This is a genomic window from Bacillus mexicanus, from assembly GCF_050445615.1.
Lineage (GTDB): Bacteria > Bacillota > Bacilli > Bacillales > Bacillaceae > Bacillus > Bacillus mexicanus.
On record NZ_JBCEYV010000004.1, the window covers coordinates 178057 to 196384 of the forward strand.

General features: G+C 48.4%; 6 protein-coding genes. 4 read left to right on the forward strand and 2 right to left on the reverse strand.

The features are described from left to right. Positions 1 to 9 precede the first annotated feature (9 nt). The 4 genes from srfAB (at position 10) to AAGG74_RS20185 (ending at position 16710) form a co-directional block, all read left to right on the forward strand. Positions 10 to 10761 carry a surfactin non-ribosomal peptide synthetase SrfAB gene (gene srfAB, locus AAGG74_RS20170; RefSeq protein WP_429676964.1) on the forward strand — a complete coding sequence of 3584 codons (10752 nt, stop codon included), beginning with the start codon at positions 10 to 12 and terminating at the stop codon, positions 10759 to 10761. 36 nt (positions 10762 to 10797) lie between these two features. Then, positions 10798 to 14625: a surfactin non-ribosomal peptide synthetase SrfAC gene (gene srfAC / locus AAGG74_RS20175; RefSeq protein WP_429676966.1), complete on the forward strand. Its 3828-nt coding sequence runs from the start codon at positions 10798 to 10800 to the stop codon at positions 14623 to 14625. A 27-nt stretch (positions 14626 to 14652) separates the two neighbouring features. Then, entirely contained in the window at positions 14653 to 15384 is a 732-nt protein-coding gene (gene srfAD / locus AAGG74_RS20180) for a surfactin biosynthesis thioesterase SrfAD (RefSeq protein ID WP_429676967.1), read from the forward strand. Between the two features lie 99 nt (positions 15385 to 15483). Further along, positions 15484 to 16710, forward strand: coding sequence for an MFS transporter (locus AAGG74_RS20185; protein WP_429676968.1), 1227 nt, complete (start codon positions 15484 to 15486; stop codon positions 16708 to 16710). Positions 16711 to 16724: 14 nt separating this feature from the next. On the opposite strand, the gene AAGG74_RS20190 is transcribed toward AAGG74_RS20185, so the two are convergent. Together AAGG74_RS20190 and AAGG74_RS20195 are read right to left on the reverse strand one after the other, a co-directional pair. After that, a complete protein-coding gene (locus tag AAGG74_RS20190; RefSeq protein WP_162104000.1) occupies positions 16725 to 17282 on the reverse strand; it encodes a YcxB family protein in 558 nt (185 codons plus the stop codon). A 53-nt stretch (positions 17283 to 17335) separates the two neighbouring features. Then, positions 17336 to 18274, reverse strand: a complete 939-nt coding sequence (locus AAGG74_RS20195) for a DMT family transporter (protein WP_162104001.1) — start codon at positions 18272 to 18274, stop codon at positions 17336 to 17338. Positions 18275 to 18328: the final 54 nt, after the last annotated feature.

Sequence of the window (18328 nt, forward strand, 5' to 3'; positions counted from 1 at the left end):
AGGTGGCATATGAACAAAAAATCGATTCAAAAGGTGTACGCGCTGACACCGATGCAGGAGGGAATGCTGTATCATGCAATGCTTGATCCGCATTCTTCCTCATACTTCACACAATTAGAACTTGGGATTCACGGTGCTTTTGATCTTGAAATCTTTGAGAAAAGCGTCAATGAATTAATCCGGTCATACGATATTCTCCGTACGGTATTTGTGCACCAGCAGCTGCAAAAGCCGCGACAAGTCGTGTTAGCGGAACGCAAAACAAAGGTGCACTATGAGGATATCAGTCATACGGATGCGAACGGCCAGAAAGAGTACATTGAACGTTATAAACAAGATGTGCAGCGCCAAGGCTTTAATTTGGCAAAAGACATATTGTTCAAAGTGGCAGTTTTCCGTCTGGGTACAGATGAGCTGTATCTGGTCTGGAGCAATCACCATATTATGATGGACGGCTGGAGCATGGGGGTCCTCATGAAAAGCCTGTTCCAAAACTACGAAGCACTCAGAGCAGGACAGACACCTGCAAATGGGCAGGGCAAGCCTTATTCCGACTACATCAAGTGGCTTGGAAAACAGGACAATGAAGAAGCAGAGAGCTACTGGAGCGAACGCTTGGCTGGTTTTGAACAGCCGAGCGTGCTCCCGGGCCGCTTGCCTGAAAAAAAAGGCGAATACGTTAACAAAGAATATTCATTTACGTGGGATGAGACATTGGTTTCCCGCATCCAGCAAACGGCTAACCGCTTCCAAGTGACAGGGCCTAACCTGTTTCAGGCCGTTTGGGGCATCGTTCTCAGCAAATACAATTTTACGAATGATGTTGTTTTCGGCACGGTCGTATCAGGCCGGCCGTCTGAAATCAACGGAATTGAAACGATGGCAGGACTGTTCATCAATACGATTCCAGTGCGGGTAAAGGTTGAACGAGAGGCTGCTTTTGCTGATGTTTTCTCAGCGGTTCAGCAGCATGCAGTAGAGGCGGAGCGCTATGATTACGTTCCGCTCTATGAGATTCAAAAACGCTCAGATCTTGATGGCAATCTTTTAAACCATCTGGTTGCGTTTGAAAATTATCCGCTTGATCAAGAGCTTGAAAATGGCAGCATGGAAGACAGGCTCGGATTTTCCATCAAGGTAGAAAGCGCATTCGAGCAAACGAGCTTCGATTTCAACCTGATTGTGTATCCGGGGAAAACGTGGACTGTCAAAATGAAATATAACGGAGCCGCTTTTGATGCCGCTTTTATTAAACGTGCAGCGGAGCACCTTACCCGCATGATGGAAGCAGCTGTCGATCAGCCGGCCGCTTTTGTCCGTGAGTACGGGCTTGTGGCAGGTGAAGAGCAGCGGCAAATTGTCGAGGAGTTTAACAGCACGAAAGCTGAACTCCCTGAAGGAATGGCTGTTCATCAAGTATTTGAAGAGCAAGCGAAACGCACGCCGGCAAGCACTGCCGTCGTATGTGAAGGAGCCGAGCTCACATACCGTGAACTGAATACAGCGGCTAACCGTCTGGCGAGAAAGCTCATCGAAGAAGGTCTTCAAAAAGGGGAAACGGCAGCGATTATGAACGACCGCTCAATAGAAACCGTTATCGGCATGCTGGCTGTATTAAAAGCAGGAGCCGCCTATGTGCCGCTTGATCCGGCGCTTCCCGAGGATCGTCTTCGTTTCATGGCGAAGGATAGCTCCGTTCGGATTGCATTGTCCGGAAAGACATATACAGAACAGGCACAACAGCTGCAAGTGCCGGTTCTTGCACTGGACAGCGGTATTGAAGAGAGCGAAGCAGCTGACAATCTCAATCTGCCATCCTCCCCGTCTGATTTGGCATACATCATGTACACATCAGGTTCGACGGGCAAACCGAAAGGCGTCATGATCGAACATAAAAGCATCTTGCGCCTCGTCAAAAATGCGGGCTACGTTTCTGTTACTGAAGAAGATCGCATGGCACAAACGGGAGCTGTCAGCTTTGATGCGGGCACTTTTGAGGTGTTCGGCGCGCTGCTGAATGGCGCAGCACTTTATCCGGTCAGAAAAGAGACACTGCTTGATGCGAAACAATTTGCGGCATTCCTGCGCGAGCAGAGAATCACGACACTGTGGCTGACGTCACCATTATTCAACCAGCTTGCCACGAAGGATGCCGGCATGTTTGGCACGTTACGCCATTTAATCATCGGCGGAGATGCGCTTGTACCGCATATTGTCAACAAAGTAAAACAGGCATCATCATCGCTTTCCTTGTGGAACGGATACGGCCCGACAGAAAACACGACATTCTCAACAAGTTTTCTCATTGACCGTGAGTATAGCGGCTCGATTCCAATCGGAAAACCTATCGGAAACTCGACTGCCTACATCATGGATGACCAGCAGCGTCTCCAGCCAATTGGCGCACCCGGAGAGCTGTGCGTCGGCGGAATCGGGGTAGCGAGAGGATATGTGAATCTTCCTGAGCTGACGGAGAAGCAATTTCTTGAAGACCCGTACAGACCGGGTGAAAGGATTTATCGCACTGGTGACTTGGCAAGATGGCTGCCGGATGGCAATATCGAATTTTTAGGCAGAATTGACAACCAAGTGAAGGTGCGCGGTTTCCGTATTGAGCTTGGCGAAATTGAAACAAAACTGAATATGGCAGAGCATGTGACAGAGGCTGCTGTGATCATCCGCAAAAACAAAGCAGATGAAAATGAAATTTGCGCGTACTTTACGGCGGATCGTGAAGTATCTGTGAGCGAGCTGAGAAAAACACTGTCTCAATCTTTGCCTGACTATATGGTTCCTGCCCATTTGATTCAAATGGACAGCCTGCCGCTTACGCCGAATGGAAAAATTAACAAAAAAGAACTGCCTGCGCCTGAATCAGAAGCCGTGCAATCAGAGTATGCAGCACCAGAGACAGAGAGTGAAAAGAAATTAGCGGAGATTTGGGAAGGAATACTTGGCGTCAAAGCAGGCGTTACTGATAACTTCTTTATGATCGGCGGTCATTCTTTGAAAGCGATGATGACGACGGCAAAAATCCAAGAGCATTTTCATAAAGAAGTACCGATTAAAGTGCTTTTTGAAAAGCCGACCATTCAAGAGCTGGCTCTGTATTTGGATGAGAATGAAAGCGAGGAGGGGCAGTCGTTTGAACCGATCAGGCAAGCACCTTATCAGCAGCATTATCCTGTATCCCCTGCCCAGCGGAGAATGTATATTCTCAATCAGCTTGGACAAACGAATACAAGCTACAACGTCCCCGCTGTACTTTTGCTGGAGGGAGCAGTAGATAAAGACCAGCTTGAAAACGCAATTCAGCAGTTAATCAACCGGCACGAGATCCTCCGTACATCGTTTGACATGATCGACGGAGAAGTTGTGCAAATCGTTCATAAAAACATATCGTTCCAGCTGGAGGCTGCCAAGGGACGGGAAGAAGACGCGGAGGAAATGATCAAATCGTTCATTCAGCCGTTTGAATTAAACCGCGCACCGCTCGTCCGTTCGAAGCTTGTCCAGCTTGACGAAAAACGCCACCTGCTGCTCATTGATATGCACCATATCATTACTGACGGCAGTTCAACAGGCATATTGATCGGCGATCTTGCCAAATTGTATCAAGGTGATGATCCAGGACTTCCGCAGATTCATTATAAAGATTACGCTGTTTGGCACAAAGAACATGCTGATCATCAAAAGGATGAAGCATACTGGCTCGATACCTTTAAAGGCGAGCTGCCGATTCTTGATCTTCCGGCGGATTTTGAACGCCCTGCTGAACGGAGCTTTGCAGGAGAGCGTGTGATGTTCGGGCTTGATAAACAGATGACGGCTCAAGTCAAGTCACTCTTGGCAGAAACGGATACGACCATGTACATGTTTTTATTGGCGGCATTTAATGTGCTTCTTTCTAAGTACGCGTCACAGGACGATATCATTGTCGGCTCGCCGACTGCGGGAAGAACACATCCTGATCTGCAAAGTGTACCGGGGATGTTTGTCAACACGGTCGCACTCAGAACAGCGCCTGCCGAGGATAAAACCTTTGCGCAATTCCTTGAAGAAGTCAAAACAGCAAGCCTTCAAGCCTTCGAGCATCAGAGCTATCCGCTTGAGGAGCTGATTGAAAAACTTCCGCTGACAAGAGATACAAGCAGAAGTCCGCTGTTCAGCGTGATGTTCAATATGCAGAATATGGAGATTCCTTCATTGAGATTAGGAGATTTGCAGATTTCCTCCTATTCCATGCTTCATCATGTGGCGAAATTTGATCTTTCTTTGGAAGCGGTCGAACGAGAAGAAGATATCGGTCTGAGCTTTGACTATGCGACTGCCCTGTTTAAGGACGAGACGATCCGCCGCTGGAGCAGCCATTTTGTCAATATCATAAAAGCAGCCGCAGCCAATCCGAACGTACGCTTGTCTGATGTAGACTTGCTTTCACCAGCTGAAACAGCTGCTTTGCTTGACGAAAGACATATGACACAAATTACTGAAGCAACCTTTGCGACTCTTTTCGAAAAACAGGCGCAGCAAACACCTGATTCTCCTGCGGTGAGGTATGGCGGAAATCTGCTGACCTATCGCGAGTTGGATGAACAGGCGAACCAGCTGGCGCACTATCTTCGTGCACAAGGGGCAGGACGAGAAGACATCGTCGCCATTGTTATGGATCGGTCAGCTGAGGTTATGGTATCAATTCTTGGTGTCATGAAAGCAGGGGCGGCGTTCCTTCCGATCGATCCTGATTCGCCTGAAGAACGCATCCGCTATTCATTAGAGGACAGCGGAGCGGGAATTGCGGTTGTAAATGAAAGAAACATGACGGCGATTGGGCAATATGAAGGGACAATCGTTAACCTTGCTGACGGTAAATGGAGAAATGAAAGCAAGGAACGCCCATCACCAATTTCCGAATCTCGCAATCTGGCTTACGTCATTTATACGTCTGGTACGACCGGGAAGCCGAAGGGCGTGCAGATCGAGCATCGCAATCTGACAAACTATGTCTCTTGGTTTCATGAGGAGGCAGGCCTGACTGATAGTGATAAGTCTGTACTGCTTTCGTCTTACGCATTCGACCTGGGCTATACGAGCATGTTCCCTGTGCTTCTGGCAGGAGGCGAGCTCCACATTGTGCCGAAAGAAACCTATACGGCGCCGGATGAAATGGGGCGCTATATCAAGGAACACGGGATTACCTATATCAAACTGACGCCGTCTCTGTTCCATACGATCGTGAACACGGCCAGCTTTACAAAAGAGCCGCACTTTGAATCCCTGCGCTTGATTGTTTTGGGAGGAGAAAAAATCATCCCGGCTGATGTTCTCGCCTTCCGCAACGTGTATGGGCATACCGGCTTTATCAATCATTACGGTCCGACTGAAGCAACCATTGGCGCCATCGCCGGACGGGTTGATTTGTCAGACCCGGACGCATTCGCGAAACGCCCGATAATCGGACGGCCGATTGCAAATGCCGGCGCGCTTGTTTTAAATGAGTCGTTAAAGCTTGTGCCTCAAGGAGCGAACGGCCAGCTTTATGTCACAGGACAGGGACTTGCAAGAGGATATCTCAACAGACCTCAGCTGACAGCCGAGCGTTTTGTTGAAAATCCATATTCACCGGGCAGCCTTATGTATAAAACCGGGGATGTTGTGCGGAGACTTTCTGACGGTACGCTTGAATTTATCGGCAGGGCTGATGATCAGGTGAAAATCCGCGGATACCGCATTGAGCCGAAAGAAATTGAAACGGTCATGCTCAGCCTAAATGGGATTCATGAAGCAGTTGTGCTTACAGTTTCCGAGGGCGGACTTCAAGAGCTTTGCGCATATTACACAGCTGATCAAACGATTGAAAAAGCAGAGCTCCGCAGCCAGCTTTCGCAAACACTGCCGACTCATATGATTCCAGCCTTCTTTGTGCAAGTAGACGCCATTCCGCTGACGGCAAACGGGAAAACCGACAGAAACGCATTGCCGAAGCCGAACGCAGCACAATCCGGACGCACGGTCTCAGCCGTACCAGAAACAGCGCTTGAAAAGAGCCTATGCCGCATTTGGCAGAAAACGCTTGGCATAGATGGGGTCGGCATTGATGACAATTTCTTCGATCTAGGCGGCCATTCATTAAAAGGAATGATGCTCATTGCCAGCATTCAGGCTGAATTGGAGAAAAATGTACCGCTGAAATCGCTGTTCGAACAGCCGAATGTTCGCCAGCTGGCGGCTTATATGGAGGCATCGGCAGTTTCAGGCGGCTATCATGTGCTCAAACCTGCTGACAAACAGGATACGTATCCATTGTCATCCGCGCAGAAACGGATGTATGTATTGAATCAGCTTGACCGGCAGACGATCAGCTACAACATGCCGTCTGTTCTTCTGATGGAAGGTGAGCTTGATGTTTCGCGTTTGCGCGACGCACTAAATCAGCTTGTGAATCGCCACGAGTCATTGCGAACATCCTTTACGGAAGCCGACGGGGAGCCTGTTCAGCGCATTATGGAGGAAGCGGCCATTGATCTTCACGTGTTTGAAGCGGAAGAAAACGAAGCGGACTTAAAAATCAAGGAATTTATCCGGCCGTTCGACTTAACCGATGCACCGCTCATTCGTGCTGTATTGCTTCGATTAGGAGCGAAAAAACATTTGCTGCTTTTAGATATGCATCACATTATCGCAGATGGCGTATCAAGAGGCATTTTTGTAAAAGAATTAGCCATGCTTTACAAAGGAGAACAGCTGCAGGAGCCGGCGCTTCATTATAAAGATTTCGCCGTTTGGCAACATGAAGCAGAGCAAAAGGAGCGGATGAAGAAGCATGAGGCGTATTGGCTGTCGGTTCTTTCAGGGGAGCTGCCAGAGCTTGATCTCCCGCTCGATTACACTCGTCCGCCTGTGCAAAGCTTTAAAGGGGATACGGTCCGTTTCCGTACGGGAAGCGAGACGGCAAAGGCGGTAGAAAACCTGCTCGCAGAAACCGGAACGACCTTGCACATGGTGCTTCACGCTGTATTCCACGTCTTTTTAAGCAAAATTTCCGGCCAGCGGGATATCGTTATCGGCTCCGTTACTGCCGGGCGGACGAATGCAGACGTCCAAAATATGCCGGGAATGTTCGTCAATACGCTTGCCTTACGAATGGATGCGGAAGAGCAGCAAACATTTACGGAGCTTCTGGAGCAAGCGAAGCAGACGAATTTGTCAGCGCTGGAGCATCAGGAATATCCATTTGAGGACTTGGTTAACCAGCTTGATCTTCCTCGGGATATGAGCCGGAATCCATTGTTTAACGTGATGGTGACGACAGAAAACCCTGATAAAGAGCAGCTTGCATTACAAAATTTAAGCATTTCACCTTACGAATCTCATCAGGGAACGTCCAAGTTTGACCTGACATTAGGCGGATTTACTGATGAAAACGGCATCGGCCTGCATCTCGAATATGCGACTGATTTGTTCTCAAAAGAAACGGCTGAAAAATGGAGCGAATACGTTCTCCGTTTACTATCGGCTGTTGCGAAAAACCCGAACCAGCCGCTTTCGAGCCTGTCACTCGTTACTGAAACAGAAAAACAAACGCTTCTTGAGGCATGGAAAGGAAAAACACTGCCTGTGCCGACAGACAAAACCGTTCATCAGCTATTTGAAGAAACGGCTCAGCGCCACAAAGACCGACCGGCTGTCACATACAACGGCCAGTCATGGACATACGGCGAGCTGAATGCCAAGGCAAATCGTCTTGCGCGGATTCTGATTGACTGCGGCGTTCAGGCGGATGAGCGCGTCGGCGTTCTCACGAAGCCGTCGCTGGAAATGTCCGCCGCAGTGCTCGGCGTCTTAAAGGCTGGCGCGGCGTTTGTGCCGATTGATCCTGACTATCCGGATCAGCGGATTGACTATATTTTACAAGACAGCGGCGCGAAGCTTCTCTTGAAGCAGGAAGGCATTTCAGTGCCGGAAAGCTTTACGGGAGACGTTATTCTTCTCGACGGCGATCGCACGATTTTAAGCCTGCCGCTTGATGAAAATGACGAGGAAAACCCGCTCACAGCTGCAAAAGCGGAGAATCTCGCCTACATGATTTACACGTCTGGAACGACCGGACAGCCGAAGGGGGTCATGGTTGAACACCATGCGCTTGTCAACCTGTGCTTCTGGCATCATGACGCGTTCTATATGACAGCGGAGGACCGCAGTGCGAAGTACGCGGGCTTCGGGTTTGACGCCTCCATTTGGGAGATGTTCCCGACTTGGACCATCGGCGCCGAGCTTCACGTCATTGATGAAGCGATCCGCCTTGATATCGTCCGCCTGAACGATTATTTCGAAACGAACGGCGTCACGATCACGTTCCTGCCGACGCAGCTGGCGGAACAGTTCATGGAGCTTGAGAACACCTCACTCCGTGTCCTCTTGACAGGAGGAGACAAGCTGAAGCGTGCCGTGAAACAGCCTTACACGCTCGTCAACAACTATGGGCCGACAGAAAATACAGTTGTCGCCACAAGCGCGGACATCAATCCGGAGGAAGGATCGCTTTCCATCGGACGGGCGATCGCCAATACGAGAGTGTACATTCTCGGCGCGGGCGATCAAGTCCAGCCGGAAGGCGTAGCCGGAGAACTTTGTGTGGCGGGACGCGGACTGGCGCGCGGCTATCTGAACCGGGAAGACGAAACCGCGAAGCGGTTTGTCGCTGATCCGTTTGTGCCGGGTGAACGCATGTACCGCACCGGTGATTTGGTGAAATGGGCAAACGGCGGCATCGAATACATCGGCCGGATCGACCAGCAGGTCAAGGTTCGCGGCTACCGAATCGAGCTCTCAGAAATTGAAGTCCAGCTCGCCCAGCTTTCCGACGTGCAGGATGCGGCGGTGACAGCTGTCAAAGATATAGGCGGCAATACAGCGCTCGCGGCGTATGTCACACCGGAATCAGCTGATATTGAAGCGCTGAAAGCGGCATTGAAGGAAACCTTGCCGGACTACATGATCCCGGCGTTCTGGGTGACGCTGAATGAGCTTCCGGTTACGGCAAACGGCAAAGTAGACCGCAAAGCCTTGCCTGAGCCGGACATCGAAGCGGGAAGCGAAGAATACAAAGCGCCGACGACCGACATGGAAGAGCTGCTTGCCGGCATTTGGCAGGACGTGCTCGGTGTAACAAAAATCGGTGTCAGCGACAATTTCTTCTCACTCGGCGGAGATTCCATTAAAGGAATCCAGATGGCGAGCCGCTTGAACCAGCACGGCTGGAAGCTGGAAATGAAAGACCTCTTCCAGCACCCGACGATCGAGGAGCTGACCCAATATGTGGAGCGTGCCGAAGGCAAACAGGCAGACCAAGGCCCTGTGGAAGGCGAAGTCACCCTGACGCCGATCCAGCGCTGGTTCTTTGAAAAGAACTTCACGAACAAGCACCACTGGAACCAATCAGTGATGCTTCACGCCGCGAAGGGCTTTGACCCTGAACGAGTGGAAAAAACATTACAAGCGCTGATCGAGCATCACGACGCACTTCGCATGGTATATCGTGAGGAAGACGGAGAGATCCTTCAAGCCTATAAACCGATCAGCGAAAGCGAGATCAGCTTCGAAATCATTGATGTGTGCGGGTCTGATGAAGACATGCTGAAAAGCCAGATCAAGATTCTCGCGAATAGGCTGCAAAGCAGTCTCGATCTGCAAAACGGACCGCTTCTCAAGGCGGAGCAATATCGTACGGAAGCTGGCGACCACTTGCTCATAGCTGTCCACCATCTCGTGGTCGACGGTGTATCATGGCGGATTTTGCTTGAAGACTTTGCTTCAGGCTATATGCAGGCTGAGAAAGAAGAGGACATTGTCTTCCCGCAAAAAACAAACTCCTTTAAGGATTGGGCGGATGAACTGGCGGCATTCAGCCAATCAGCTGAGCTTTTACAGCAGGCTGAATACTGGTCGAAAATGGACGCCGAACAGGTTTCTCCTGTGCCGAAGGATTATGAAACAGAGCAGCGGATCGTCAAGCATACATCATCTGTTCTTTGTGAATTAACAGAAGAAGACACCAAACATCTCTTAACAGATGTTCATCAGCCATATGGAACTGAAATCAACGATATTCTTCTTAGCGCGCTCGGTTTGACGATGAAGGAATGGACAAACGATGCCAAAATCGGTATTAACCTGGAGGGGCACGGACGGGAGGATGTGATCCCGAATGTGAACATTTCCAGAACAGTCGGATGGTTTACGGCGCAATATCCTGTCATGCTCGACATGTCTGAAAAAGATACATCAGCCATAATCAAATCAGTTAAAGAAAACCTGCGCCGCATTCCGAACAAAGGGGTTGGCTACGGCATTCTCCGTTATATCACAGAAACAGCGGAAACAAGTCGCTTCACGCCGGAGATCAGCTTTAACTACTTAGGCCAATTCGACAGTGAAGTAAAAACCGACTTCTTTGAGCCATCCGCTTTCGATATGGGACGCCAAGTAAGTGAGGAATCAGAAGCACTGTACGCTTTAAGCTTCAGCGGCATGATCAGAAACGGCCGGTTTGTGCTTTCCTGCTCTTACAATGAGAAAGAGTTTGAAAAAGCTACAGTCGAGCAACAAATGGAGCGCTTTAAAGAAAATCTCCTGATGCTGATCCGCCATTGCACGGAAAAAGAAGACAAGGAATTCACGCCGAGCGACTTCAGTGCGGAAGACCTTGGAATGGATGAGATGGGCGATATCTTTGACATGCTTGAGGAGAATTTAAAGTAAAACGCAAAGGAATTACAGAAGGCGGGAGCGGAACATATGAGTCAATTTAGCAAGGATCAGGTTCAAGATATGTATTACCTATCGCCGATGCAGGAAGGGATGCTGTTTCATACCATCCTGAATCCCGGCCAGAGCTTTTATCTTGAACAAATCACGATGAAAGTAAAAGGAAGCTTGAATATTAAATGCCTTGAAGAAAGCATGAATGTGATCATGGACCGGTACGATGTATTTCGTACCGTGTTCATTCATGAAAAAGTAAAAAGGCCTGTACAAGTCGTATTGAAAAAACGGCAGTTTCAAATAGAAGAAATCGACCTGACACATGTATCGGCCAGTGAGCAAACAGCCAAAATCAATGAATATAAAGAACAGGATAAGATCAAGGGCTTTGATTTGACGCGGGATATTCCCATGCGGGCAGCCATTTTCAAAAAAGCTGACGACAGCTTTGAATGGGTGTGGAGTTACCATCACATGATTTTAGACGGCTGGTGCTTTGGTATCGTCGTGCAGGATCTGTTTAAGGTATACAATGCTCTGCGCCAGCAAAAGCCGTACAGCCTGCCGCCTGCCAAGCCGTATAAAGATTACATCAAGTGGCTTGAAAAGCAGGATAAACAAGCATCGCTGTGTTATTGGCGAGAGTACTTAGAAGGTTTTGAAGGACAGACGACATTTGCGGAGCAAAGAAAGAAACAAGAGGGCGAATACGAGCCAAAAGAGCTGCTCTTCTCACTGCCGGAAGCGGAAACAACGGCCTTTGCCGAGCTTGCAAAATCGCAGCATACCACGTTGAGTACGGCACTGCAGGCAGTTTGGAGCGTATTGATCAGCCGCTATCAGCAGTCTGGAGATTTAACTTTCGGAACAGTTGTTTCCGGGCGTCCCGCGGAAATCAAAGGCGTTGAACAGATGGTCGGCCTGTTTATCAATGTCGTCCCGAGACGGGTGAAGCTGTCTGAAGATACGACATTTAATGGTTTGCTCAAGCAGTTGCAGGAGCAATCGCTTCAGTCTGAGCCGCATCAATATGTGCCGCTCTATGATATTCAGAGCCAGGCCGATCAGCCGAAGCTGATTGACCACGTTATTGTCTTTGAGAATTACCCGCTTCAGGATGCAAAAAATAAAGAAAACAATGAAAACGGCTTTGAGATGGAAGATGTTCATGTTTTTGAGAAGTCGAATTATGATCTCAATTTGATGGCTTCCCCTGGGGAAGAGATGCTGATTAAGCTTGCCTATAATGAAAATGTATTTGATGAGGCGTTTATCCTGCGCTTGAAATCTCAGCTGCTCACAGCGATTCAGCAGCTTATCGAGAAGCCGGACCAGCCTGTCAGCACGATCAATCTTGTTGATGAAAAGGAAAGAGAGCTGCTGCTTACCGGCTTAAACCCGCCGGCCCAAACTCATGAGGCAAGGCCTCTGACGGATTGGTTCAAGGAAGCGGTGAATGTTCACCCTGATGCTCCGGCGCTTACATATTCCGGCCAGACCCTTTCCTATCGCGAATTGGATGAGGAAGCGAACCGCCTTGCGCGCCGTTTGCAAAAACAAGGTGCGGGCAAAGGCTCCGTTGTCGCGCTGTACACGAAGCGCTCGCTTGAACTGGTGATCGGCATTCTCGGCGTATTAAAAGCCGGAGCGGCTTATCTGCCGGTTGATCCGAAGCTGCCGGAGGACCGAATCTCGTATATGCTGACTGACAGCTCGGCAGCCTGTCTGCTGACACATCAGGAGATGAAAGAAAAAGCGGCTCAGCTTCCATATACAGGAACAACGCTCTTCATCGATGATCAAGCGCGGTTTGAGGAACAGGCAAGCGATCCTGCAACCGCAATTGATCCTAATAATCCGGCATATATTATGTATACGTCCGGCACAACCGGAAAGCCGAAGGGCAATATCACTACGCATGCCAATATTCAAGGACTGGTCAAGCATGTAGACTACATGGCGTTTTCTGAAAAAGACACGTTCTTATCCGTTTCAAATTATGCCTTTGATGCATTTACCTTTGACTTCTACGCTTCAATACTGAATGCGTCAAGGCTCATTATCGCAGATGAACATACACTGCTTGATACAGAACGCCTCACTAATCTGATTCAGCAAGAGAAGGTTAATGTCATGTTTGCGACAACTGCACTTTTTAATCTTCTCACCGATGCGGGAGAGGATTGGCTGAAGGGGCTTCGTTGCGTGTTATTCGGTGGTGAGCGCGCGTCTGTGCCGCACGTCAGAAAAGCACTGCGGATCATGGGACCGGGCAAGCTGATTAACTGCTATGGGCCGACTGAGGGAACGGTATTTGCGACAGCTCACGTCGTGCATGAACTGCCGGATTCCACCTCCTCATTGCCGATCGGAAAGCCGATCAGCAATGCCAATGTTTATATTCTCAACGAGCAAAATCAGCTTCAGCCGTTCGGAGCGGTCGGTGAACTGTGCATCAGCGGAATGGGCGTATCAAAAGGGTATATCAACCGTCCTGATCTGACGAAGCAAAAGTTTATCTCGAACCCGTTTAAGCCGGGAGAAACGCTTTACCGCACAGGAGACTTAGCGCGCTGGCTGCCGGATGGAACGATAGAATACGCCGGCCGTATTGACGATCAGGTCAAAATACGCGGACACCGGATTGAGCTTGAAGAAATTGAAAAGCAGCTGCAGGAATATCCAGGGGTGAAAGATGCGGTTGTTGTAGCAGATCGCCATGAGTCTGGTGATGCAGCAATCAATGCCTACCTCGTAAACCGGGCGCAGCTTTCAGCTGAGGACATAAAGGCGCATCTGAAAAAACAGCTGCCTGCCTACATGGTGCCGCAGACGTTTACATTTTTGGACGAGCTTCCTTTAACAACAAACGGGAAAGTCAATAAACGTCTGCTGCCAAAGCCGGATCAGGATCAGCTGGCTGAAGAATGGATTGGCCCGCGAGACGAGACAGAAGAAAAGATCGCACACATCTGGACTGAAGTCCTCGGCATACAGCAGGTTGGCATTCATGACGATTTCTTTGCGCTCGGCGGGCACTCCTTAAAGGCGATGACCGCTGCTTCCCGCATCAAGAAAGAACTCGAAATCGATCTTCCGGTAAAAGTTTTGTTTGAAGCGCCGACAATCGCCGGCATTTCAGCGTATTTGAAAAACGGGGGCTCAGATGGATTGCAAGATGTCACGATCATGAATCCTCACCAGGAGCAGACCATTTTCGCATTCCCGCCGGTCTTGGGCTATGGCCTCATGTACCAAAACCTGGCCAGCCGCCTGCCGTCATATAAACTATGCGCCTTTGATTTCATTGAGGAGGAAAACCGCCTTGACCGCTATGCAGATTTGATTCATAAACTTCAGCCGGAAGGGCCTTTGACATTGTTCGGATATTCAGCTGGTTGCAGCCTGGCGTTTGAAGCTGCTAAAAGACTTGAAGAACAAGGGCGCGTTGTTCAGCGGATCATCATGGTGGATTCCTATAAAAAACAAGGTATCAGCGATCTGGATGGACGAACGGTTGAGAGTGATGTCGAAGCGCTGATGAATGTCAATCGGGATAATGAAGCACTCAACAGCGAAGCCGTCAAACAAGGCCTTAAACAAAAAACACACGCCTTCTACTCATATTACGTCAATCTGATCAGCACAGGACAGGTAAAGGCTGATATTGATCTCCTGACTTCCGATGTTGATTTTGATATGCCAGAATGGCTTACATCGTGGGAAGAGGCTACAACAGGTGTTTACCGTGTGAAAAGAGGCTTCGGAACACACGCTGAAATGCTGCAGGGTGAAATATTAGATAGGAATGCCGGGATTTTGCGCGAATTACTTAATACACAAACCGTAACGGTTTCTTAATTGAAGTGGTGAAAGGAGGAGACAGCCATGAGCCAACTCTTCAAATCATTTGATACGTCGGAAAAAAAACAGCTTATCTGTTTTCCATTTGCTGGCGGATACTCGGCGTCATTTCGCCCTCTCCATGCTTTTTTGCAGGGAGAGTGTGAGATGCTCGCTGCCGAGCCGCCGGGACATGGCACAAATCAACAAACATCAGCCGTTGAGAATCTAGAAGAGCTGACTGATTTGTACAAGCAAGAATTGAATCTTCGTCCTGATCGGCCGTTTGTGCTGTTTGGACACAGTATGGGAGGGATGATCACTTTCAGGCTGGCGCAAAAGCTGGAGCGTGAAGGCATCTTTCCGCAGGCGGTGATCATTTCAGCCATACAGCCGCCGCATATTCAACGGAAGAAAGTGTCCCATCTGCCTGATGATCAGTTCCTCGATCATCTTATCAAATTAGGCGGAATGCCCGCGGAGCTTGTGGAAAATAAGGAGGTCATGTCCTTTTTTCTGCCTTCCTTCAGGTCAGATTATCGGGCTCTTGAGCAATTTGAGCTTCAAGATGCAGCCCCGATCCAATCGCCTGTGCATGTTTTTAACGGGCATAATGATGAAAAGTGCCTTCGGGATGCGGAAGGCTGGAAGAAATGGGCGGAAGACATCATTTTCCACGAATTTGACGGCGGGCACATGTTTCTGCTGTCCCATACGGAAGAAGTGGCAGAGCGAATTTTTGCGATATTAAATCAGCATCCGATTATTCAATCGTGATCAAAAGCGGACAGCTTGGGCTGTTCCGCTTTTTTGCATTGAATGTAAATTTTTACATGATATAATAGCCGCAATACTCAAGTAAAGGCAGGTCGAAACATGCACGTGTCCCCTAAGGTGAAATGGTTTGTATTGCTGTTTACGTTTGTTTTCGCCATCGGAATGAACTCATTCAGAAATTCCTTTCAATTTTTTATGCTGCCGATGGCGGATACCTTTCATGCCGACAGGTCGCTGATCTCAGTTTCTGTCAGCATTTTTATGATCACAACAGGCATCGTTCAATTCTTCGTCGGGTTTTTTATTGACAGATTCAGTGTCAGAAAAATGATGGCGCTCGGAGCTGTTTGTATCAGTGTCAGCTTTTTGGTGCTTCCATATTCACCGAATGTTCATGTGTTTTCCACCATTTACGGAGTGCTCGGCGGAATTGGCTATTCCTGTGCCGTCGGCGTGACGATACAGTATTTCATCAGCCGCTGGTTTGACACACACAAAGGTTTGGCGCTCGCGATTTTAACCAATGCCAACTCTGCGGGTTTGCTGCTGCTCTCACCTATTTGGGCTGCTGCTCCGTACCATGCCGGCTGGCAAAACACCTATACAATACTGGGCATCGTCATGGCTGCTGTTTTGCTGCCGCTCCTTGCCTTTGGTATGAAGCACCCGCCACATACGGAAGCGCCATCAGTGAAAAAGTCATATGACTGGCGGGGATTTTGGAGTGTCATAAAGCAGTCCCGCCTTATTCATATTCTGTACTTCGGCGTGTTTACATGCGGATTTACGATGGGGATCATTGATGCTCATCTTGTGCCAATTCTGAAGGATGGGCATGTCTCTCATGTCAGCGGAATAATGGCTGCGTTCGGGGCGTTTATTGTCATTGGCGGATTATTGGCGGGATGGCTGTCAGACCTCCTCGGCAGCAGAAGCATGATGCTGTCCATCTTATTTTTCCTTCGGCTGATCAGCCTGATTTTTCTGATCATTCCCATCCTTGGAATTCATCACAGCGAACTTTGGTACTTCGGTTTTATCCTGTTATTCGGGCTCAGTTATACAGGCGTCATCCCGCTGACTGTGGCGTGTATTTCTGAAAGCTATCAAACAGGATTGATCGGCTCGCTGTTAGGCATCAATTTCTTTATCCATCAGGTTGCCGGAGCTCTCAGCGTGTATGCGGGCGGTTTATTTTTTGACAGTACTCATGGTTATTTACTGATTGTTGCTGTGTGTATCGTGTTTGTGGGTGTATCGGCTGTAATAGAGCTTGTGCCGTTTTTCGATAAACAAAAGGCAAAAGAAACCCATCAATCAATATAAAAGGACCGGCACTGTCAATGCCGATCCTTTTTAAATTTGAGTTTTTTTGTTTCGGTATTTTTAAGGATAATCCCCTTGAATCTGTTCATCTCCTCTTCGGAGTGAAAAAAATGTTTTGGGATCGCAATATATTGGCTGCTGGATGTATTGATGCGGAAGATATTCTTATATTCGAAAACAGCTGTGATTTCATTCCAATTGAAAATGAGGTCATATTTTTTAGAACATATACGAATTCCTTCTTGATTCAGATTATATGTTCTTTTAGATTTAATCCGTTCGTTCTTCTTGTATGCTCTGGAAAACTTCACATATAGAAGAAGGAGGAGCAGCAGTGTAAACAGAACGGACATCACGATAATCAAAATACTGTTCATAAACAAGTTAAGCGCGTCACTGCCATAAACGATACGGGGCCATCCGTTAATGAAGTTAACTGCAGCAAATATGGCGCAAAACAACAGAAAGTAAAAGCATGACATTTTTCCGATTTGATAAAAAAAGATTTCTCTTACATCCTTAAAAGTGATTTCTCCTGAAAGATTGATACTTTCACTAGCATATTGAATCATACGGTAAACCTACACCTCTAACCATGTTTTTCCTTTCAGTCTAGCATAATTTCTCATTTTTTTGCAGGCATACCAGGGCGCTTTCTTTTTTTCTGCAGATTGGTATTGCTCCCCAGTACGCCAATAATAATACAAATGGCCCCAAAAAGATGATACCAGGCCAGGCTTTCGTTTAAAATCACGACTCCTGCAATCATTGTCACAATGGTAGATACATGATTAAAAGCACTCATTTTAAACGCCTCAATCCGTGACAGCGTATAGTTAGACAAGAATGAAGTGACGAGTGAAGACAGCACGCCCAAATACACAATGGCGAGAACGAAGCCGGGCTCCCGGAACGGCAGAAAATAAGTGCCGACTGTTCCCGCCGCTCCGTGACGCACAAGGGCAATGGCGTTGAAGACGACAAAGCCGATGGCAGACATGATGTAGGTAAGCTCGGTCAGCTTGAACCGCTGCGTCATTTTTCTGGCGGCGGTATTGTACATCGCTGAAGACAAGGCGGACAATAGAATCAGCAAAGACCCTTTTAAGCTGGCTGACTCCACGTCAACGCCTTTCATCACAAAAATAAACATGACGCCGGTAACGGATAAAACCGTGAACCCCTTTTGCGTCCACGTTGGGCGTTCCTTTAAAACATAAGCGGCAAACACCATCGTGAAAATCGGAATGGCTGCCTGAATAATTCCCGCTTCAGAGGAGGACGAGTACACAAGGCCGAATGCCTGAAAGCTGAAAAATAGCGCGGGATACAGCAGGGCGAGCGGCAAAATGGCAATGACGTCCTTTACGCGGATTGAAAGTTTTACCCAGCCGAATAAGATCGGTACAGTGGCCGCAGCAAACGCAATGGTGAACCGATGCGCCAAAATATCAAACGGCTCTGCTGTTTGCAGTGCGATTTTTACGAATAGAAAGGATAAACCGATAATGAACGAATATAAAATAGCCGCTATATAAGCGGGGGTTTGCTGATGTTTAACCATAATGGGAAGGGCTCCTTTACCTGAATTGCAGCGCCGGTCGCTCCCTTTATTGTA

What these genes read in the sequence shown, in the direction of transcription:
- srfAC (WP_429676966.1), top strand. Translation starts at nt 10,798, where the DNA reads ATGAGTCAATTTAGCAAGGATCAGGTTCAAGATATGTATTACCTATCG.
- AAGG74_RS20185 (WP_429676968.1), top strand. Translation starts at nt 15,484, where the DNA reads ATGCACGTGTCCCCTAAGGTGAAATGGTTTGTATTGCTGTTTACGTTT.
- AAGG74_RS20195 (WP_162104001.1), bottom strand. Translation starts at nt 18,274, where the DNA reads ATGGTTAAACATCAGCAAACCCCCGCTTATATAGCGGCTATTTTATAT.
- srfAD (WP_429676967.1), top strand. Translation starts at nt 14,653, where the DNA reads ATGAGCCAACTCTTCAAATCATTTGATACGTCGGAAAAAAAACAGCTT.
- AAGG74_RS20190 (WP_162104000.1), bottom strand. Translation starts at nt 17,282, where the DNA reads ATGATTCAATATGCTAGTGAAAGTATCAATCTTTCAGGAGAAATCACT.
- srfAB (WP_429676964.1), top strand. Translation starts at nt 10, where the DNA reads ATGAACAAAAAATCGATTCAAAAGGTGTACGCGCTGACACCGATGCAG.